Consider the following 20,511-nt stretch of genomic DNA (forward strand, 5'->3'; position numbering starts at 1 on the left):
AAATGAAAAGTTCTGGTACGTAAACAGGCAAAACACAAGGTAACGCGAAGATAAAAAAAACTGCCAGCCACCGCATAAGCGAGGACCGGCAGACTGCCGCATGTCTATTAATCCCGATCAAGCGCGTGATTGCGCATATCCAGCATCGTTTGCTTATCCCTGCTGCTGCCGGTAAAGCGCTTCCGATAGGAAAGCGGCGTAATCCCAACATGCTCTGCAAAGGAGCGGGAGAAATGCGGGGTTTGCTTAAATCCGGTTTCATCCGCGATTTTGGAAATCGGCCAATTGGTTTTCATAAGCATCAATTTCGCTTGATCCATCCGATAAGAAAGCAAGTACTGCTGCGGCGTACAATCAAACACTTCGCCCATACAGCGCGCAATATAGTTCGGATGCAATCCCATCACTTCGCCGAGCTTCGAATTCGTCACCGTCGTACGGAAATGCATCTTCAAGTAAGCGGCTGCCTCTTCGGCAACGGCTATCGGTGCCTTCGCCGCGTCGCTGCGCCAGCCCTCGTCGAATAGCTGCAGCAGATGGAGGAACCACTGCTGTCGCTGCCAGAACGCCGCATGCGAAGTACCCATAGCTGCATCGTGCAGCTTGCTGAAGAGCGAAATCGCTTCATCCGGATAGGAGAACGTCATCGTCTTCGGCAGCCTGATAGCGTAGGAGTAATAATCGCCGCGAAGCGTGCCGCAGTTGGTATCGTTTAACTCTTCCCAAGGACCTGCAGTCTGAAAATGAACCCAATCAAACACGGTTTCTTCCGTACATGGTTTCGTTGGATAATGCCATAAATCAGGTCTTAATATTAACATCTGACCTGGACCGATTGCCCAGGAATTCGATTCTTCGCCAATGTATAACGTTCCGCTATGCACAAACAGCAAGTCGAAAACGCCGATATTCCGGCGGTTAGGATGTTCGCCGCCCGGCCCATAAGAGCCGCGGTTGGATTCAATGAAGTAAGGCAGCGGCGGGGATAGAAATGTGAGCAGCGGTTCGGACGACAAGGTAAGGCCTCCTAGCAAAAGTGTTGAGTCCGTATATTTTACCAGACATTCGCATATGGAGATACATCTTTTCTACGATTCTTAATAATTGTCTGCCTGGTCAGCCACATTCAACGCAAGCAGCTGCTCGTCAGTCCAATCAGCCAGCTCCAGCAGCTTGGAATAGGGATCTCCTTCCAGCTTGAGCGCCTTCGCGAAAGCCGGTTCTGTTTTGAACCCCTTCTCTTTAAGACGTATGATTTCAGCTTGAAACCCATGACCGAATAACGCCAGAATCCGCGCTTCCACTACCATGTGGCGGTAACCGTTCTGCTGCGTAGTCACGATCGATTGAGCAAATATTTCGATTGGCCAACGCTCAATCGTGAAATTGACTTTGATACGTTCGAGTCCGGCGACGTGTCTTCGGACAATCGCAAAGTGATCCTCCCGTTCGAACTCTGCAATCATCGCAGCCTCGAAGTCATCGAAGTCAGTCACTTCACAGATCAAGTCCAGATCACTGCTTCCGATGTGAATCCCAATCGGTACAGTTCCCACAAGAATCGGTGAGTAGGGTCCAAGCTTCTCTAAGAGAAAGTGTTTCTTCAGCAGGTTATACACTTCGATTTGAATCAAACTTCCTGCCAGTAGATAAGAAGGATCCTTCCAATCCACGGAATGGAAGAATCCTTCGACATGTCTATTGTTCATGTCTCTGTTTCAATCGAGCAGTCTTCCCAACTTCTTTAATGCCGCTTAACTGCGTCGCGAGGAACAGAATAAATAGCAGCAGTACGAGACCAATCCCAATGACAGAGCCGTTAACGGACACATCCATCTGACTAAGCGTCAAATAAATCACAAGTCCGCTGACCGTGAGTATGTTCTCTACGAAGTTCTGCACCGCAATCGTCTTGCCTGAACCGATCAGCGCCTTGCCTTCTTCCTGCAGCATCGTATTCAGCGGAATCACGAAGATGCCGCCGAAGACGCCAATCAAGAAGAGAAGGAGAATGGTCATCCATAATACATAGGTTAACGATGCCACCATAACGGATGCAACCATAAAGAGACCATAATAGAATGCGCGATGCAGCTTGCCCGCAGGCACCAGTCTTGGCGTCAGGAATGCACTGAACACGACACCGATCGCCGTAACTCCGATCATCAACGACTGTTGATCCGTATCTTCGATTCCGAGATTGAGCGGCAGCCATGCAATAAGTGCGATGCGCAGCACTGCAGCCGTGAGCCAGAATGATCCGGTACCGATCAAGGAAAACCGAGCACGGGCGTTGCGAAACAGCAAGGTGAAGTCACGCAGAAACTGCACCGCTTCTTTGCCGTAACGCAAGGAGCTGTTTCCTGCTTTGGCCGGGATCATAAACGTCATGAACAAAGATAGTAAATACACGCCTAAACAAGTCAGTACTGCCGGCAGATCCGAATTTCGAGCAAGGAACCCACCTGCGACTGTGCCAAGCAGGATTGCGAGAATCGTCGAGCCCTCTACCTTGGCATTTGCCCGCAGCAGCTCGCTCTCATTCGAAGTAAGTTCGGTAAGGATGCCGTATTTACCAGGCGAATAAACGACAGCTCCAATCCCGACAAATACATAGCAAAGTGCAGGCGGTAGACCGAAGAGCAGCAGCCCAATCCCGATTGCTTTCAGTACATTGCCTAGAAGCAGCACATTCGATTTCGCCTTCTTATCCGCATATGCGCCAACGATCGGAGCGAGTATTACATAAGCACAGAGGAACGCAATCTGTATGTAATTGACGGCGATATCCGGATTAGCGACTCCTTGTCGCTTCACCATGCCTACAATAAGAAAAAAGTTCAAATTATCCGCGAATGCGCTCAAAAATTGGGTAAGCACGACCGTATTCAGCGGTGACAGCAAACGTTTCATTCTAGTTCCCCTTCCTATTACAAGCAGCAATTATGATCTCTCCATCATACCTAAAGCCGCAATCGAATTAAAGTAAGAGTAGGCCATCTATGCAAAAAAAAGACCGGATAAGCAGCTTAAATTCCTCTGCTTACACCGATCTCTTTGTTTATCTTCGCCTTGATATTTTGCCAAAACCGACTCTAGTCTTCGGCTTGGAGGATTTACGCGGCGTAAGCCAGCTGCCCGACTTCTTGCTGCCGCCGGAATCACGCTCAATTTTACCGGATTTGGGGGGAGCTTTGTTGAAGAGGCCGCCTTCACCTACCTTGCTGGTATCCGCGTTCTTCGACCGCTTAAAGATCGATCCGGTGCGGCTAACTGTCATCGGCGGAACGGCTTTCTTCTCCTGAACCGATGGCGCATGGTAGGTGCCGCCCTTCGGCTTGTACTTATCCCGGTCGGTATAACCACGATATGTGCCTTTCCCATAACGACCGTTATCGAACAAATCCCCTAATAGGCTAGCAAGCAAGTAACCTTGCAAGAAACTGGAGCTGTAGTTGTTGCGGACATACTCTTTCGAATCCACTTCGATCAGTGTATCTTCCGGCTTAGCTGCATCCTGCTGCAGATGAACAATTCGGTCCGAGTAAACAAGAAACATATGATCCGTTTTCTCGGGCGATTGCTGCTGAGGCTTGGACTCATCGACAAGCGCCTTCGCTACCTCAGGTACGCTTACACCTGTTGCGCGATACACATAAGACGTTTCATTACCGCTGCCATTAACTGACTCGAGCGGATAGTTCTCTTCAATGGTCTTGTTCATGCCGCAAGCGGCAAGAAGAGGAACAATGAGCGTTATAACAAGCAATAATTTGATTAAATAACTGGCTTTGCGCATCCCACTCATCATCTCCTAACTGCCGCGGAGAACGCGAACATCGGCCGGAAGCACATCTTCACCTTCATAGAGCATGAATCGGCCATCCTGCCATTCAATACGCAGCAGCTTCATATCATCAGATTGATACTGCCAGACGTACTGCTCTCCGCCTTGCACAAACGGCGTCTTACCGGATGCGGTAACGAGGCCGGAATACTGTTCCTCCAAATGGAACATACGGTCATCCAATTCAATTTCCGTCGGTACTTCCTCAACCGAATCGAGACGCCCGTCAATCGAATTGTACAAAGCATATTCGGTACGTTCCCGCTCTTCAATCGTTAAGTATTGGATCGCAGATCCGTCTTGAAGTGTTAATACAATCAAATTACGCTGGCGGTTATGCAGTCTGCCAACAACCTGATACGTAACGAGCGATACCTCAACTACATCTCCGGGGCCGATTGTCAGGACGCTTTTCTCGACCTTAGGCGGCTCCGGTTTGGCCATAATATTCTTAATACGTTTGAATAAGCTCATGACGATAACTCCCTATTGATCAAGTTTACAGACACGAACCGATGATTAGTGCACCTGCAACGTGAAGCGATCCCGCTAACAGCGCATGCGACAGCTTGTTGTCTTTCGTGCCTTCACTCAGGTCGAGTCCTGCCGTTGAACGCAATACGAATTCCACCAAGCTCTCAACGAGCAATAAGATGACAAACGAAATGACGGATACGAGCAGCGCTTCTCCGAGATGATTCGAAGTCGAGATCGACTGCGACAGGATATAAGCCTGCGCGAGCAGCTTCATAACGAAACGACTCGTCACCGCCACGTTGCCCTTCTTGATTTCTTCCAAATCCTTATACCGGGTAAACAAGGAATCCACCGCCATCAGTACCACTAGCAGCACCGCTCCAGCCCCGGTCCATACGAATATTGCTACCATCTCATTCAATGTCATTCGATTATTCCTCCGTCATCCATTGTGCCGCAGCCCATCTGCAAAGAAAAAACGCCGCAGGTCGTGGAATCAAGCATATTGCATGATTCCGGCCGGCAGACGTTCTTCCCTAGGCAGCCACTTGCGGATAAAGCGCCATCCGTTACTCTTTGTTCTCGTATTTCTTCATCAGGGCCGCGAGCTCATCGTCAACCGCTTTATTCTTGCCGAGTGCTTCAAACTCATCGTCCAGCGACTTGGCTTTGCTGTTCATTTCATTGCTTGCCTCGGCTTGTGCTTCAGCTTGCAGCATTTTCTCTTCCATGCGCTTCAATCCGGACATCGCCGTATCGGAGCTGAAGCCTGCCATCGATTTGTTTATCTCAGCTTGTGCTTTCGCTGCTTTGTAACGCGCAACGAGCGTTTCACGCTTGTTCTTCATTTCAGTCAACTGTTCGCGCATTTCACCCAGCTTGGAGCGAAGATTGTCCGCGGATGCTTTATTCGTGTCGTAGCTGACTTTGTATTCATCGCGTTTCTGTTCAGCCGACTTCTTCTCTTCCAGCGCACGTCTGGCCAGCTCGATATTTTGCATCGAAGCAGCTGTGTGCGCCTGCTCTTCACGTTTCTTAACGAGTGCATCCTGCTCCTCGTACAACTGTTTGAACCGCTTCTCGATCGCGATTTGGGATGCTACGGCTTTCTCCGCATCCTCAAGATCCTCTTGCATATCGCGAATATATTGATCGGTTAGTTTAATCGGGTCTTCAGCTTTCTCAATAAGTGAATATACATTCGATAACGTCAGGTCGCGCAATCGTTTAAATACAGACATGTTTCGTTTCCTCCTCAAAATGGTGTTCGCATGCGTTCATGTTCTCTAATACGACAAGTGAATTCATTCGTTTCACAAATATTCTGACTTGTTTATTTTACCTACAGACCCTGCTGCAATTTTCGCCAATCCGACGGCGAAGCGCCTTCCTTCTTCTGGAACCAAGCGCTGAACGAATGAATGGTCGTAAACCCGACATGCTCGCTGATTAGTTGAATGGATCTACTGGTGGAGCGAAGCAGCCATTTGGCCTCCACGAATCGGCATTGCTGCTGGTACTGCTTCGGAGAAACCCCGTACGCCGCTTTGAACAAAGCGCGAAAAGCTGACTCTGAAAGTCCACATTGCTTCGCTAAAGTACCGATCGATATTTCCGTGCTTACGTTTGCTCGAATAAAATCCGCCGAGGAAGCAACCGACAGACTTATTTCGCCGCTGCTCTGATGCTGAAGCATGAATAAGAGCAAGAGATCCACCCATGTCGTGTAGCATCTTGCTGCATCCTGAAGCGGCTGGGAAATCATGCGAAGCCACTGTCGATACAGGCCTTCGTATTGCTCCAGCACCATTGGTGAAAGCATGAGGAGCTTGGGCTCGTTCGAGGACAGAAGCTGATGAAACAGACTTGTCGTTGCATCCGGCATGTCGAATGCTTCAAGTACCGCGAAGCGGATATCCGTCGTTCCCGCATAATCATGCAGTAACCCTGCCGGAATAAGTACGACGTTACCAGGCCCTAGTGTGTAGGTCACGCCATTGCAGTTGAAGCTTCCACGCCCTTCAAGCACAGTCGAGACTTCGAATGAAGGATGTGCATGAGGCTCCATTGCCCACCCATTACTATGGACGATAATCGCAGCTTTCACACTCGGGCAAACCATTGTTTGCACATCATTCCAACCCTTCCTCGCAGCCTTACCCTAATTTACCATAGTCCTATCAAACAAGAAAAGAGCCTTTCGCAGCCACAGCCGAGAAAGACTCCATTACCCTTTTATAAGCCCCACTTCTCTCTTGCTTCCTTGATGCTCATGGTCGGTCCTGAATAGGCTGTATCATGACCTTTGACCTTGCTGCCGATCCAGCGTTCATCCACCGGCTCTGACTTTAACTGATACCTCGTATCCATGCTGCAGCGGTAACGATTCGTTTGATTGGTGAGCGAGCCGTGCATCGTATACATGCCGAATAGAATCGCATCTCCAGCTCTGAATTCTGCAGTCGCCCAACGTCCGCCGTACTTCTGTACCATTTCAATCGGATCTACCGAGAACCACCCTTCGACATGATCGCGATCAACGTCCATTTGTCCGTAGGTTTCTCGAATGCGATCAAAGTGCTGAGAGCCCAGCAACACGGAAAGACCGCCTAATTCGTAGGATATATCGTCCATTGGCGTCCAAAGCGTATACAGATTTTTGGTTCCGCGTCCCATATAGACGATATCGTAATGCGCCCCTGTAAAACCGCCTTTCTCGACTGCACGTACCCATTTATGGTCATAGGTGATGCACTCACCGCCGAGTAAGCGTTCGAAGAACTGCATCGTTGAATCGCTGTTTACAACATCAAGCAGCTCTTCCGGAACCTTGTCTTTCCCTTGGATGCCTGCACCTTTGTTGGCCTCACTAATAATAGCTTCTTCAATCGCCGTTCCGGCCATCAGCTTGCCTTGAGCGGCTACCTGCTGCAGGAATGCAAGCCTAGCCTGCTGTACTTTCGAGCGCTCATGAAATCCTCTTATAAACAGGTAGCCGTCTTCTTTCAGCCGTTGTCGAAGGAGCACCTCATCCTCCAGAATATCATTCGATTCTCGCAGCTCCGTTAAATAAGGTCCGTTCAGTTCAAGATCGCGTTCACCCATTTTTACCGTTACCGTCATCTATTGCGCCTCCCAAAGTGTTGTAATTGGCGTGCTTCTATAGATGTAGTATAGAGAATGCCGCTTGAGCCTGTCTTTATTGAAACCGCTTTAACATTTATGCAAAACATCGCGCAAGTCCTGTACAGAACATCGTACTAATCTCGTTTGCTGTCCTTCTCGTTGCCGTGTTTGAAATTTCCTGTCACCTTCGCCATAACGAGCTGAACGGTTTTAAAATCCTGACCGCTGATTCGGGACAGAAACTTGTCAGCTTCCTTACCAGCTAACGATGTTACCTGCCTTCCCTTGTACGAAATGAACACTTTGTTATCCTTCGTCACCCGATAGGTGAACACTTCCTCATCCAGACGCTTTCTTTTATCGATATTGCCCATTGCGATCACCTTCTCCACATTTACATGTTTGCGAAAATACGTACAGTTAACGATTTCGATCCTCGTTTGTCAAATTCCTTGAACGAACCGCAATAAAAAAACGCCTCGGAATCATCCGAGACGCTGTGCAAGCTATCCTTGTCCTTGTGACAATAAGAGAGTAGACCAATACTTCCGTGCATTGGCATTGCGCAGGTGAAGCGTCGTTAGCTTCGCTTTCCCCGCTTCACCCGGAGGTGCAAGCAGAAGTTTGTCGCCGCTTAAATCCTGGGTAACGCCTGCAATGCGATACCCCTGCTCCATATAACCATCGATTGCCGACTTCTCCGCCAGAAATTCGCTGTGCTCCGACATTGTGCCGATTCACCCTTTCTCGATCTCAGTAGCACTTCCGAATTTATTGCGGCGCAGATAGTGCCCGCTGCCCGGACTGCCAACAAACTGCTGATCTCGGATAATAAACTCCCCGCGGCTAAGTACAGATACCGGGACGCCTGTTACAGCTACCCCTTCAAACGGATTATAATCGACATTCATATGATGCGTTTCGGAAGAAATAACCCGCTGCACAGTAGGATCGAAAATGACGATGTCCGCATCGCTGCCGACGGCAATCGTCCCTTTCTGAGGGAAGATTCCGAATAGCTTCGCAGCTCTGGTCGCTATAACGTCAACGAACTGATTGAGGCTGAGCCTGCCTTTCTCGACTCCCTCGGAATAGAGCAGGCTGAATCGATCCTCTATGATCGGTCCGCCGTTCGGTATTTTGCTGAAGTCGCCTAAGCCGAGCTCCTTCTGACCGCTGAAATTAAAGGAGCACTGATCCGAGCCGACCGTCTGCAGCTGTCCGTTCTTGAGCGCATTCCATAACACCTCTTGATGTTCCTTCGCGCGCAGCGGAGGTGACCACACGTACTTGGCTCCCTCGAAATCCGGCTTCTCCAAACATGTGATATCAAGCAGCAAATATTGCGGGCATGTTTCTCCCCACACGCGCAGTCCATCCATCCGCCCTTCCGCAATTTGCCGCACCGCTTCCTCGCATGTCACGTGCACGACGTACAGCTGCGACTCCGCAAGTCCGGTCAGCCGAACGGCTCGCCCTGTCGCCTCGCCTTCCAGCACGGAAGGACGCGTCAACGCGTGGTAGATCGGCTCCGTATGCCCCTCTGCCAACGCTTGACGGATCAAATAATCGATGACATCGCCATTCTCCGCATGCACCATAACCAAGGCACCGTGTTCCTTGGCACTAAGCAATGTGCGGTACAGAATGCCATCATCGGCTTGCAGTACATTTTTATAGGCCATGAACACTTTGAACGAGGTGATCCCTTCGTTATTTATGATCGATGGCAGTTCATCCAGAACCTCTTCCGTAATCTCACTGATCATGAGATGAAAGCCATAATCGATGACGGCCTTCGCTTGCGCCTTCTCATGCCATGTACGAATAGCGCTGCTGAGCGGCTTTCCCTTGTCTGTCAGGCAGAAATCGATAATCGTCGTTGTGCCTCCATAAGCGGCGGCAATCGTACCGGTCTCGAAATCATCTGCTGTGATCGTGCCGCCGAAAGGCATATCCAGATGCGTGTGCGGATCAACGCCTCCGGGAAACAGATAGCAGCCCGCAGCATCGATGACTTCTGCCTGAGGCGCCACCCGAAGCAGATCGCTGCCGATTGCGGTGATAACCCCGTTCTCAATAAGCAGTTCCGCGCGGCTAATGTCCGCCGCGGTTACGATCGTGCCGTTTTGAATGATTTTGGCCATCCTGCTCACGCCTCCTTTCGCCCAAGCGACGCAATCGCCGCCTGACGTTCATTCCAAGACATTGAGATGCCGGATGCAGGCTGCTCGATCATTTCGATCGCGCCTTCGACAGGGCAGACAATCGCGCATAAATTGCAGCCAACGCAATCCTCTTCCCGCACCTTCAAGTAACTCCTGCCCGCTTCATCCGTTACTCGGTCGATACATTGATGAGAGGTATCTTCGCAAGCGATATAACACTTGTTACACGAGATGCACACTTCGGTATCAATCTTCGCCGTTACCGCATAGTTCAAATCCAGGTTTCCCCACTCGGTGTAACGCTCCACCGAACGACCGGTCAGCTCGCTGACGCAGGCAATCCCTTTGCTGTCGAGATAATTGTTCAGTCCATCGATCATATCCTCGACGATCCGGAAACCATGGTGCATCGCAGCCGTGCAAATCTGCACGCCGGTTGCACCCATCAGCATAAATTCGGCCGCATCCCGCCAATCCGATATGCCACCGATGCCGGAAATCGGTACATCAATGCGCGGATGTCGCGCACACTCCGCTACCATATTCAGCGCAATCGGCTTCACCGCAGGACCGCAATATCCGCCATGCGATCCCTTCCCGCCGACATGAGGAATCGTATTCCAGCTGTCAAGGTCGACGCCTGCCAGCGAGTTAATCGTGTTGATCAGCGATATCGCATCCGCACAGCCTCGAACGGCAGCGAGCGCCGTCGCCGTAATATCGGTAATATTCGGCGTCAGCTTCACGATTACCGGCGTACGTGCCGCTTCCTTTGCCCAGTAGGTTTGCTTCTCAACCAAGTCAGGCTGCTGACCTGAAGCGGAGCCCATCCCCCGTTCGGCCATTCCATGCGGGCATCCAAAATTCAGCTCCAGCCCGTCGACGCCGACTGCCTCCACCTTCTTGACGATTTCATGCCACTTCTCCCGCTTCGGCTCCACCATCAGCGACACGACCAAGGCCCGATCGGGGAATAACTTCTTCGTCTCCGCGATTTCCTTCAAATTCACTTCAAGCGGCCGATCCGTAATCAGCTCGATATTGTTAAAGCCTGCAACTCGTTGTCCGTTAAAATGAACGGCGGCGAACCGAGATGACGTATTAATAATGGGATCGCCTAGTGTCTTCCACACAGCCCCGCCCCAGCCCGCTTCGAAGGCACGCTGCACCTGATACCCGGTATTCGTAGGCGGAGCAGATGCAAGCCAGAACGGGTTCGGTGATTCGATTCCAGCCAAATTAATCCGCAAATCAGCCATTCAATCGCCCTGCCTCTCATTGGAATTTAGACATTGTCTGCCACAAGCTGACGATACATTGCATAGGCAGCAAGCTTCCCTTGCTGAGCCGCCGAGACGACCATCGCTTCCCCTTGCCCATCGCCAAAAATCATATCGCCTGCCGCATATATTCGAGGGTTGGATGTTAAATAGGTCGCTGGATCAACCGTCACGATTCCCCGTTTATGCGCCAGTCCAAACTGATCGACCAATGACGCATGTCTGGACTGTCCGATCGCTTTCACAACCGCATCTGTCGCTATGGTAAACTCACTGCCAGGCACCGCTATAGGGCGCGCTCTTCCGCCTTCCTCAGCGGCTTCGAGCTTCATGCGGATACATTCCATTCCCTTCACACGGCCCTGCTCGTCTCCAATGATGCGAAGCGGCGCGGTGAGCCAGCGAAAAGCAACGCCGTCGCTCTTGGCAAACTCATACTCAAACTCGTAGGCCGTCATTTCCTGCTGCGAGCGGCGATAGCATATTTCCACACGCGAAGCCCCCATGCGCACGGAGCAGGTTGCGGCATCTATGGCCGTATTGCCTGCGCCGATAACAATGACATTGCGGCCGCTAAGCTCCGCAGTGAGCGAGACTTTCGTAGACTCAACCAGCTCGATCGCATCATAAACACCTGCCAGCTCCTCGCCGGGGATGCCTAGCGCCGGCACTTTCGACATGCCTGCAGAGAGCAGAATCGCATCATAATCGGCGAGCAGATCCTCTGCAGCTATGTCGCGGCCGATTGCCGTGTTTGTGCGGATATCGACACCTAACCGGCGCACTTGTTCGACCTCCCAGAGCGCAATGGGCTGCGGCAGCCGGAACGACACGATTCCATACGTGTTCAGTCCTCCTGCCTGCTCCTTCGCTTCAAACACCGTCACGGCAAACCCGAACCGGGCCAGCTCACGCGCAGCAGACAATCCTGCCGGTCCGCCCCCGACGACAGCTACAGATCGTCCGTTACGCTCGCCGGCAGTGAATAACTGCTGCTCGTTCTTAATCGCCCAGTCGGTTGCATACCGCTGCAAATCGCCGATCCGGATCGGCTTGGAGGAATGATTAAGCACGCATGCGCCTTCGCAGAGTTCCTCAGTCGGGCAGACACGCGAACAGCTGGCCCCAACAGGGTTGGCATCCATGATGGTACGAGCCGAGCCGGTCAGGTTGCCTGTTGCGATTTTTTTGATGAAAGAGGGGATGTTGATGCCAGTCGGACAAGCTTGGATGCAGGGTGCGTCGTAGCAGTAGAGACAGCGGTTGGATTCTTCCAGCGCTTCCTTCGGTCTCATCCCTGCCTTGACTTCGGCAAAATTGCGCTTTAACGCTTCAGCAGAAATAAACAAGGCTTATCCCCCTTCCCTTACTCCCATAGACATGCGTACCATCGTGCGATACAGCAGCTCTACGCCTAGCTCGATATCTTCCGGCGTAGAATACTCCAGCGGATTATGGCTAATTCCATCCTTGCATCTGACAAAAATCATGCCGTAATCACACACATGCGACATGGCCAGCGAATCATGGAACGGCCCGCTCATCAGCTCAGGCGGCGTATGTCCCAGCAGCTCTGCCGCCTCTTCCCGCATCACTTGTTTGATTCGCTCCGCGCAATATCTGGCCTCGCTGTTCGTATCTTCGCGCACCGAATAAGTCAAGCCATGCGCACTTGCTGCTTCCTCGAGAATTCGCCACAATTGTGTCTCCCTCTCACTCCGACGCTTCATATCGATGTCCCGAAGATCAATTGTGAACGTGACTTTCTCCGGAATGATGTTGCGCGAGTTCGGGAATACCGTCAAAGCGCCAACCGTCCCAACCGTCGAAGCCCCCGGCTCCGAGCGAGCCAGCGCATTCAGCGCCGTAATGACACTTGCGGCCCCAACCAGCGCATCTCTACGCATTGGCATCGGGACGGAACCTGCATGTCCTGCAAAACCGGTCATCTCCACTGTTAGCCATAATGGACCGGATATCCCGCTTACAATGCCAATCGGACGATCCATCGCTTCCAGCACCGGCCCTTGCTCAATATGCAGCTCAAGAAATGCGCCTACGGCTCCTTCACGATAGCGGGCTGCATCGAATCCTTCCGGGTCACCGCCAAAAGCAAGCAGTGCCTCGCGTCTCGTCACACCCGCAGCGTCCGTCCGTTCAAGCTCCCCTTCCTCCAGCTTCCCGGTGATGCCCCGGACACCAAACAAGCCTTTGTTGAATCGGCAGCCCTCCTCATCGCAGAAGGCAGCTATTTCGATAGGCATTTCAGGTACAATTCCTTGCTCCGTCATTGTCTGCACCGCCTCCAGCGCGCCAAGCACACCGATGACGCCATCGAATCTTCCGCCATAGGGCTGCGAGTCAATGTGCGAGCCGGCCATCAGCAGCGGTGTACCGGAATCCTTGCCCGGGAGACGTCCGAATAAATTGCCGAAAGCATCGATTCGTGCCTGTAAACCGGCTTCTTCCATCCATCGTTTCACAAGCAGCACACCTTGCAAATCCTCTGGTGACAGCGCGAGCCGGCATACACCGGTATCGCCAAGCTTGCCGATTTGTGCCAATTCTTCGATTCTGCGATGCAGTCGCTCTCTGTTGATCGCCAAGCTCCCGGATGCCGTCATATTCCTTCGACTCCTTCCTAATTAGCTTGTTAGTGCCTCGATTGAAGCAATTACGGTTCCTGCTATAAATTCAAGCTCGTCATCCGATGTAATCAGCGGCGGACAAAGCGTAATAATGTTGTTGAATCCCGGAACTGTATCGCCGTTCTTCCCAACGAGGAGGCCGCGGCGCCTGCATTCCCCGATGACGCTAAGCACCTTGTCTGGTGCAGCCGGGAGCTTCGAAACGTGATCCTCTACAAGCTCAATGCCGCATGCCGAACCGAACAATCGAATATCGCCAACATGTGGATGTGACCGCAGTAGCTGCAGCCGCTGGCCCAGCTCTCGCCCCAAATAAGCCGACCGCTCCACCAGCCCCTCCTCTTCCAAAATCGCTAAGTTCGCCAATGCAACCGCGCACGATACCTGATTGCCGCCAAATGTGTTCACATGCCGGAAATGACTGTTCGCTTCCTTTGCTTTAAAACTGTCATATAAGCTCGCTCGCACAGCCGTTGCCGAGAGAGGTGAATACCCGCTGGTCAGCCCTTTCGCCATCGTGACGATGTCCGGCACAACGCCGAAGTTGTGATGACCAAACCGCTCACCTGAGCGACCAAATCCGCAAATAACCTCGTCCATTATGAGCAGCACGCCATACTTGTCACAAATCTCGCGCACCTTCGGCAGATATTCAGGCGGCGGCACAATCATGCCCCCACCGGTAATAACCGGCTCCATAATGACGCCTGCAACAGAATCCGCGCCTTCCCAATTAATCGCATCCTCGATCGCCTCGGCACATTCCAGCTTGCAGCTGCCATAGGTTTGTCCATATGGGCAGCGATAGCAATAAGGCGGCGGGACATGTTCGAAGCCTGCGCCAAGCGGTTCGTACTTCAGCTTGCGCTGCGCCTGACCGGTGGCGCTGAGTGCGCCGAAAGAGCTGCCGTGATAAGCGCGATGCCTGGCAATGAATTTATGGCGAGTCGGCTCCCCGTTTTGATGAAAATGCTGCCTAGCAATCTTAAAAGCTACTTCGTTCGCATCAGAGCCGGAATTGGAATAGAAGATTCGATAATCGCTGCCGAGCCATTCATTGATCTTCTCAGCCAGCTCAATCGCCGGAATATGAGACTGCATCATCGGCGAGTAAGCGATCGTCTTCATCTGCTCATAAGCAGCCCGCGCAATCGTCTCTCTGCCATGGCCGACATTGACGCACCAGAGGCCCGACATCCCGTCGAAATACCTTTTTCCATCCGCATCCGTTATCCAGCAGCCCTCCCCGGAAACAAAAATCAGCGGATTGTCATTATGAGGCGATATATGATGCCATACATATTTCCGATCCTTCGAAAGCAGCTCCTCCGTGCCGGATACCGATTGATCGCCGCTCATATCCCCACCCCTTTGCCCATCTCAATCTACTTCTTAGTTCAGTTTATTCCGCCTCTCTCGTCGATATGGCAATAGAGTGTCATTTCTCATTCTTTTGGACAATAAAATGTAGACACAGGATTGCTCATCCATACCAGGAGGTCATTGATGATGATTGAGGACTGCATTCGTAAGCAGATAGAGCTCATTTCCATAGACAACTGTTACGTACACCGGATTGTGCAAACGAGGCAGGGCGATTCCGTTATTCTGTACTCCCCAAATAAGAGATTTGATATCAATGCCAGAATTGTGTTTCCGTCTGGTATTGCGACCAAACGTCATCTTAATGACCTCAATATGTACATCACTCCTATTGAAGGTCGGCGAGCTTGGAATTTGCAGTACATCCGCATATTAGGGGAGAAAATCAATCAAGGTTACGGCTCATTAATGATGGAACAGCTTCTGATGCGAGCTGTGGAGGAGAATATTCGGTATATCGAGGGACGCATGCAGGCCGCCGAGCATAAGGAGCATCTGGAGAGGCTCCGTCATTTCTACACCAAGTTCGGCTTCACGATCGATGAGCGGCTTCAGCTTCATTGGGCCAATAAAAATTTTTAAAAAGGGACTTGCATAAATTATTTTTTCTGTGGTAAGATACGTCTTGTGTTTCGGTAACAGGCGCGCCGGTGTAGCTCAGTTGGTAGAGCAACTGACTTGTAATCAGTAGGTCGTGGGTTCGACTCCTATCGCCGGCACCACTTACCGCGGGACGTAGCTCAGCTTGGTAGAGCACCTGGTTTGGGACCAGGGGGTCGCATGTTCAAATCGTGTCGTCCCGACCATATATACATAATGTATCATAGAATAGAGTTAGAGAAGAGAACCTTGAGCCCCATGCTCAAGGTTTTTTTATTGCCTTCATGTCACGCTGACGCATTGACGCTTCAATTTAGCACATGCTATATTCAGGAAATGATAGAAACGCTCACATCAGCTTCGCATGAAAGGATGACCATTGTGGCAAAGCAGCCCAAGATATCGGTAGCAGGAAGCTTGAATATGGACCTCGTTCTGAAAATGCAGCGGATGCCGAAGGTTGGCGAAACCGTGCAAGGCGATGAAATTCACTACATTTCCGGAGGCAAAGGCGCGAACCAGGCTGTTGGCTGTGCACGGCTCGGTGCTGAGGTTAAGATGATCGGAGCCGTTGGCGGTGATGCCTTCGGATCGGAAATTATGGAACGGATGAGGAAATTCGGCGTACATACCGAAGCCATTTCCGTGCTGGAAGGTGCTTCGACAGGTACTGCGACCATCATGCACACGTCAGAGGACAATTGCATCGTAATCGTCCCTGGCGCAAACGGGCAAAACACGGCAGAAAGCATTACGGCGCATGCTGAACTCATTCGCCAATCGGATTTGCTCATCGTGCAGCTGGAAATTCCGATGCCTGCCGTAGATACGGCACTGCGGATTGCACGTGAATCCGGCGTTCGTACGGTATTGAACCCGGCTCCTGCCCTTCCGCTTACGGAAGAGCAAATTGCGATGGCGGATTATTTTACGCCGAACGAGACGGAGTTCGAGCTCTATTGCGGCACTTCAATCACATCCGAGGAGCAGCTGTTCGAGCGCATGACTGCATGGCAGCAAAGATACCCTGAGCAAACCTTGATTGTGACGCGCGGGAAGCATGGCATTTCGTGTGCGAATGCCGATGGCATCGTCACCGTTCCTGCACCGATCGTGAAAGTCGTAGATACAACTGGCGCGGGAGATTCATTTAATGCAGCGCTATGCTTTGGCGTCGCAAGCGGCTGGTCGCTCGATCAAACGCTGCCGCTAGCTGTAAAAGCGGCATCCTATTCCGTGACGGTGTTCGGCGCACAAGACGGTATGCCGACACTACAGAACTTGAATTAGTTTGATTGATGAAAAGGAGCTAAGCGGCTAGGTGCGCTTAGCTCCTTTTTGGCTTTAGCTCGCCCCTCTCCCGTTTCTCGAACAAATCAAACCATTCTTGCCAACAAAAAGAGACCATCTCAAAAGTCGCCAACAGTACTTTTGAGACAGCCCCTCTTACAACCCTATATAAAGCTTTTTAGTGAAGGTGCCCTGCGCACTTTGCTGCGCTGCTCATAGGCATATGCCAATTGGATCAGTTTTGGTTCGCTGTAAGCTTTGCCTGAGAAGGTAACGCCAAACGGGACACCGGCAGTCGTATAGCCAGCCGGGACAATAATGGATGGATAACCGGCCCGAGCCGTTATGCGCGAGCCAAAGTCTGCGGGAAACAGCAATGCATCAAGCCGATGCTCGTTTATGGCGGCATCGATGCCTTCAACCTGGCAAAGGCGAAGATCCGTTAGACGATCCTTTAAATACTGGGTCTCCGTTAATGTGCCGGAAGTGTTATTTTCAGCGAGAAGCAGTAAGGATTGGCCGTATTTCAACGTTTCCTCCGGATGCGCTTCATTGAATGCGATGATATCAGCCAATGAGTGTACCGGCGCACCTTGAGGCAGCGCGGACAAATACGCATGAAGAGAAGCTTTGAACTCATTTAAGATGACAGAGGAGTATGCGATTTCCCTTGCTGTTGGGATGTTGGCAGGATCGATAATTTCGGCCCCAAGCTCCCGCATCGTTTGGAGAGCTTGATCGAAGATGTCCAGCTGCTCCGGCGTTAGCTCTTCAAAATAATAATCGCGCGGGACACCGATTCGAGCCCCTTCCAGTCCGCCCAATTGAAGAAACGGAGCATAGCTCGTTTGACGTTTCCCTAAACTGCTGCCCATTGCCGGATCCGCCTCGTCAACTTGCACAAGCGCGTCCAACAAAACGACAGCATCGGTAACCGTTCGAGCCATTGGGCCGGCCGTGTCCTGACTATTGGAGAGCGGGAGAATGCCTGTACGGCTAACTAGTCCGACAGTCGGCTTGATTCCTACGGTTGAGCTTAAATTGGCCGGATTAATGATGGAGCCCGACGTCTCCGTGCCGATCGCTGCCATGCAGAAATTGCATGAGACCGCTACCCCTGAACCAGAGCTCGATCCACCGGTTGGCGCCGAAATATTGTACGCATTCAGTACTTGTCCGCCTCGCGAGCTGTATCCAGAGGGCATCCCTTCTGTCATGAAGTTCGCAAACTCGGTCATGTTCGCTTTGCCTAGAATGACTGCGCCTGCTTCACGAAGCTGCTTCACGATGAAGGCATCTTCTCCGGCATAGAGGCTAGCAAGCGCGAGCGAACCTGCGCTTGTATGCATTTTGTCACCGGTATTAATGTTGTCCTTCAGCAGAATGGGGATACCGTGCAGCGGTCCTCTTGACCCGCGAAATGCCCGCTCGGCGTCCAAGGCATCCGCGATAAACAACGCATCCGGATTAAGTTCGAGCACAGAATTGATGGTGAGGCCATTCTTGTCATGATCAGCAATGCGCTCCATATAGAGCAGAACTAAATCTCTGGAGGAAATTTCACCTTGTTTCATCGCAGCCTGCATATCGGCTATGGTTGCTTCTACGATTTCTATGCTCATCTTCTTCCCCTCCGGATTAGCTATGGATAAACGCCATTCACACACAATCTAGTTCTATTGTACATGATCGCTATGAAACTTGTGGGAAATAAAAAAGCCTAGATTCGGTAGTTTACCGCACCTAGGCTGTATGTTTCGAGGGATTTTTTTACCGTGTGTCGAGAAACCCACGTTTGATACAACGTCGTTTTTTTGCTTCCGGCACGGCACGAGAGCAAACTTCTATATGTTCTTCACTTCCGCCATGAGCGCGTGTTTTATCGCATTCCTTACTTTAACGGTTGTGACAGTGGTTATTTGGCATAAATTCACCCTTCTTATATTCTAACGGTTGCCAGCTTTCTTATTGGAACGTTTTCCACTAGAAATCGACCAATTTGCTGCAAATAACGTCTGTCACAACCGTTAGAATTTCAAAAAGGCTTATTTCCATAAAATAGCCACGCTGACAACCGTTAAAGTTTTTACATGAAGCATAGACAAAAAAAGGCTGCCCGAGACTATCTAGGCCAGTCAAAAAAACTCCCTCTTGCGAGGGAGTTTTGCTCAATGATTTAGAACGTGCTCGCAGGCGTTGTATCCGAGCACCAGCGTGTATTGAACAGCTCCTGTATCAGCACTTCATGTGCTTCTTGCGTGCCGATATAACGCAGCGCTTCCAGGGCATGGCCGCGAACATAGCGGTTCTCATGCGTCAATTGCTCTGCAAGAGCTGGAACGGCAGCTGCAGCATTCGGACCGATTCGGACTAGCGAGAGTCCTGCTGTGAAACGAACCTGTGTATCTTCATCCTGCAAGCCTTTGATTAATGCAGGAACAACAAGACTTGCATCTGCGCTGATAATACCAAGCGCATCAACTGCAGTACGTCTTATCTTCGCGGATGGATGATCCAATTGAGCAGCTATGTGAGACACTGCCCGATCAGCGAAACCTCTGAGCTCAGACAGAGCAAAGATGGCATGGTTCACCACGTCTTCATTCTCGGCGCGAAGTGCTTGCAGCAATCCTTCAACAGCTCCCTCACCGGCTACGGATAATCCATATGAAGCGACACGGGAAATCTTCTTCTCTTGCTCAAGCGCACCTAGCAAAGCTTGAATGCCCGCTTCTCCTCTGGTTGCAAGCTCGTAAGCTGCATTCAGTGCATCCGGTTCGTCGCTTCCGCTCAAACGTGCGGAGAGGCCGGCAATTTCTGCCGCATCAGCTGGTTTGGAATTGGCCAGTGCCGCGCTGCGGCCGGACATCCAGTTCCAAATCTCTTCTGCGAGCGGATTGCTGCTTTCATCCCCTGCAACAGCTGCCCAGGACTGCTCTTGATTGTTCCAAGTCGGCGATTGCGGAGCTTCGGTACGCATGAATTCGAATTTCAACATGAAGCGCGGCTTACCGATCAAGTTCGGCGTCGAACGATGCCAAATATCGTAATGGATCAGCGCGAATGTACCTGCTTCTCCGTTAGCAGTAGCTTCCTCTGCCATTTCATCGGATTCAAAGTTGCGTCTGTCTTGATATTGCGTACCCGGCATAACACCTGTTGGCCCAAGCTCAATTGGCGTATCTTGCGGGAAGTACATAATCATCGCCCACCATGGGTGATGGTTGCGCAGACGGTTATAACCCCAGTAGCTGTCTTTATGCCAGCCGCCCGGCTTTGGTACGGAGTTATAATGACCATGTCTGTGCGTATGGAGCAAATAGTTCGGGCCAAGCACGCTTGTCAGCGCCCCCGTGATAACCGGGTTCTCAAACACGCGCTGTAAATCGCGGATCCGCGGCAAAATGTTGTTGCCCGGATTGCCTTCTGTATCATAAATCGTATTTAGTTGATCGACTAAACGCTCGTGAAATTCACGCGGAAAATCCGTTTTCAAAATAAGAAAGCCATCTGTAATAAACGATTTGATTTGTTCATCCGTCAACAAAAGTGGTTGCGTAGTCGTCATTTCGGTCGTGCCTCCTATAGGATTACTTCTTCAACTTGATTATAGGAGGATGCTGCTTGCGATGTAATGGCTAGAAATAAGAATGAAGGTGCTAAAACTAAGATTGCGGTTTCATGAACCGTCC

General features: G+C 51.2%; 20 protein-coding genes and 2 tRNA genes. 4 read left to right on the top strand and 18 right to left on the bottom strand.

Going from position 1 to position 20,511, the window contains the following annotated elements:
* Positions 1-107: 107 nt before the first annotated feature.
* The 16 genes from AC506A_RS08560 to AC506A_RS08635 all read right to left on the bottom strand — a co-directional run bounded on the left by AC506A_RS08560 (position 108) and on the right by AC506A_RS08635 (position 14,905).
* Positions 108-1,016: a helix-turn-helix transcriptional regulator gene (locus AC506A_RS08560; protein ID WP_495460519.1), complete on the bottom strand. Its 909-nt coding sequence runs from the start codon at positions 1,014-1,016 to the stop codon at positions 108-110.
* Positions 1,017-1,097: 81 nt separating this feature from the next.
* Complete coding sequence (locus tag AC506A_RS08565) at positions 1,098-1,709, bottom strand: DUF4269 domain-containing protein (RefSeq protein WP_495460520.1); 612 nt, start codon at positions 1,707-1,709, stop codon at positions 1,098-1,100.
* Complete coding sequence (gene lplT, locus AC506A_RS08570) at positions 1,699-2,913, bottom strand: lysophospholipid transporter LplT (RefSeq protein ID WP_495460521.1); 1,215 nt, start codon at positions 2,911-2,913, stop codon at positions 1,699-1,701. Before lplT ends, AC506A_RS08565 begins: the two co-directional genes overlap by 11 nt.
* Before the next feature lie 148 nt (positions 2,914-3,061).
* A complete protein-coding gene (locus AC506A_RS08575; protein ID WP_495460522.1) occupies positions 3,062-3,799 on the bottom strand; it encodes a DUF4247 domain-containing protein in 738 nt (245 codons plus the stop codon).
* A 15-nt stretch (positions 3,800-3,814) separates the two neighbouring features.
* A complete protein-coding gene (locus AC506A_RS08580; RefSeq protein WP_495460523.1) occupies positions 3,815-4,321 on the bottom strand; it encodes a DUF4178 domain-containing protein in 507 nt (168 codons plus the stop codon).
* Positions 4,322-4,346: 25 nt separating this feature from the next.
* Entirely contained in the window at positions 4,347-4,751 is a 405-nt protein-coding gene (locus AC506A_RS08585; protein ID WP_210654515.1) for a DUF350 domain-containing protein, read from the bottom strand.
* Positions 4,752-4,893: 142 nt separating this feature from the next.
* The gene (locus AC506A_RS08590) at positions 4,894-5,565 is read right to left on the bottom strand and encodes a PspA/IM30 family protein (RefSeq protein ID WP_495460524.1); all 672 of its coding nucleotides are present in this window, start codon (positions 5,563-5,565) and stop codon (positions 4,894-4,896) included.
* A 101-nt stretch (positions 5,566-5,666) separates the two neighbouring features.
* Positions 5,667-6,446 (bottom strand): helix-turn-helix domain-containing protein, encoded by a 780-nt coding sequence (locus AC506A_RS08595; protein WP_495461003.1) that lies wholly within the window; start codon positions 6,444-6,446, stop codon positions 5,667-5,669.
* Positions 6,447-6,559: 113 nt separating this feature from the next.
* A complete protein-coding gene (locus tag AC506A_RS08600; protein WP_495460525.1) occupies positions 6,560-7,447 on the bottom strand; it encodes a phytanoyl-CoA dioxygenase family protein in 888 nt (295 codons plus the stop codon).
* Positions 7,448-7,584: 137 nt separating this feature from the next.
* Complete coding sequence (locus AC506A_RS08605) at positions 7,585-7,824, bottom strand: hypothetical protein (RefSeq protein WP_495460526.1); 240 nt, start codon at positions 7,822-7,824, stop codon at positions 7,585-7,587.
* A gap of 132 nt (positions 7,825-7,956) precedes the next feature.
* Positions 7,957-8,178 carry a hypothetical protein gene (locus AC506A_RS08610; protein ID WP_495460527.1) on the bottom strand — a complete coding sequence of 74 codons (222 nt, stop codon included), beginning with the start codon at positions 8,176-8,178 and terminating at the stop codon, positions 7,957-7,959.
* A gap of 9 nt (positions 8,179-8,187) precedes the next feature.
* Positions 8,188-9,597: a dihydropyrimidinase gene (gene hydA / locus AC506A_RS08615; RefSeq protein WP_495460528.1), complete on the bottom strand. Its 1,410-nt coding sequence runs from the start codon at positions 9,595-9,597 to the stop codon at positions 8,188-8,190.
* A 5-nt stretch (positions 9,598-9,602) separates the two neighbouring features.
* Positions 9,603-10,877 carry an NAD-dependent dihydropyrimidine dehydrogenase subunit PreA gene (gene preA / locus AC506A_RS08620; RefSeq protein ID WP_495460529.1) on the bottom strand — a complete coding sequence of 425 codons (1,275 nt, stop codon included), beginning with the start codon at positions 10,875-10,877 and terminating at the stop codon, positions 9,603-9,605.
* A 26-nt stretch (positions 10,878-10,903) separates the two neighbouring features.
* Complete coding sequence (locus AC506A_RS08625) at positions 10,904-12,247, bottom strand: NAD(P)-dependent oxidoreductase (RefSeq protein ID WP_495460530.1); 1,344 nt, start codon at positions 12,245-12,247, stop codon at positions 10,904-10,906.
* Between the two features lie 3 nt (positions 12,248-12,250).
* Positions 12,251-13,522 (bottom strand): M20 family metallo-hydrolase, encoded by a 1,272-nt coding sequence (locus tag AC506A_RS08630; protein WP_495460531.1) that lies wholly within the window; start codon positions 13,520-13,522, stop codon positions 12,251-12,253.
* A gap of 21 nt (positions 13,523-13,543) precedes the next feature.
* Positions 13,544-14,905, bottom strand: a complete 1,362-nt coding sequence (locus AC506A_RS08635; RefSeq protein WP_495460532.1) for an aspartate aminotransferase family protein — start codon at positions 14,903-14,905, stop codon at positions 13,544-13,546.
* Positions 14,906-15,052: 147 nt separating this feature from the next.
* Between AC506A_RS08635 and AC506A_RS08640 the strand changes: the two genes are divergently transcribed.
* The 4 genes from AC506A_RS08640 to rbsK all read left to right on the top strand — a co-directional run bounded on the left by AC506A_RS08640 (position 15,053) and on the right by rbsK (position 16,819).
* Positions 15,053-15,511 (top strand): N-acetyltransferase, encoded by a 459-nt coding sequence (locus AC506A_RS08640; RefSeq protein ID WP_495460533.1) that lies wholly within the window; start codon positions 15,053-15,055, stop codon positions 15,509-15,511.
* A 64-nt stretch (positions 15,512-15,575) separates the two neighbouring features.
* Positions 15,576-15,651, top strand: a tRNA-Thr gene (locus AC506A_RS08645).
* 7 nt (positions 15,652-15,658) lie between these two features.
* A tRNA-Pro gene (locus tag AC506A_RS08650) sits at positions 15,659-15,735 on the top strand.
* A 175-nt stretch (positions 15,736-15,910) separates the two neighbouring features.
* A complete protein-coding gene (rbsK, locus tag AC506A_RS08655) occupies positions 15,911-16,819 on the top strand; it encodes a ribokinase (RefSeq protein ID WP_495460534.1) in 909 nt (302 codons plus the stop codon).
* Positions 16,820-16,983: 164 nt separating this feature from the next.
* Here rbsK and AC506A_RS08660 read toward each other — a convergent pair whose 3' ends face one another.
* Together AC506A_RS08660 and AC506A_RS08665 are read right to left on the bottom strand one after the other, a co-directional pair.
* The gene (locus AC506A_RS08660; RefSeq protein WP_495460535.1) at positions 16,984-18,441 is read right to left on the bottom strand and encodes an amidase family protein; all 1,458 of its coding nucleotides are present in this window, start codon (positions 18,439-18,441) and stop codon (positions 16,984-16,986) included.
* A gap of 554 nt (positions 18,442-18,995) precedes the next feature.
* Entirely contained in the window at positions 18,996-20,387 is a 1,392-nt protein-coding gene (locus AC506A_RS08665) for a HEAT repeat domain-containing protein (RefSeq protein ID WP_495460536.1), read from the bottom strand.
* Between the last annotated feature and the right edge of the window lie 124 nt (positions 20,388-20,511).

The organism is Paenibacillus sp. N22P23, from assembly GCF_059383735.1.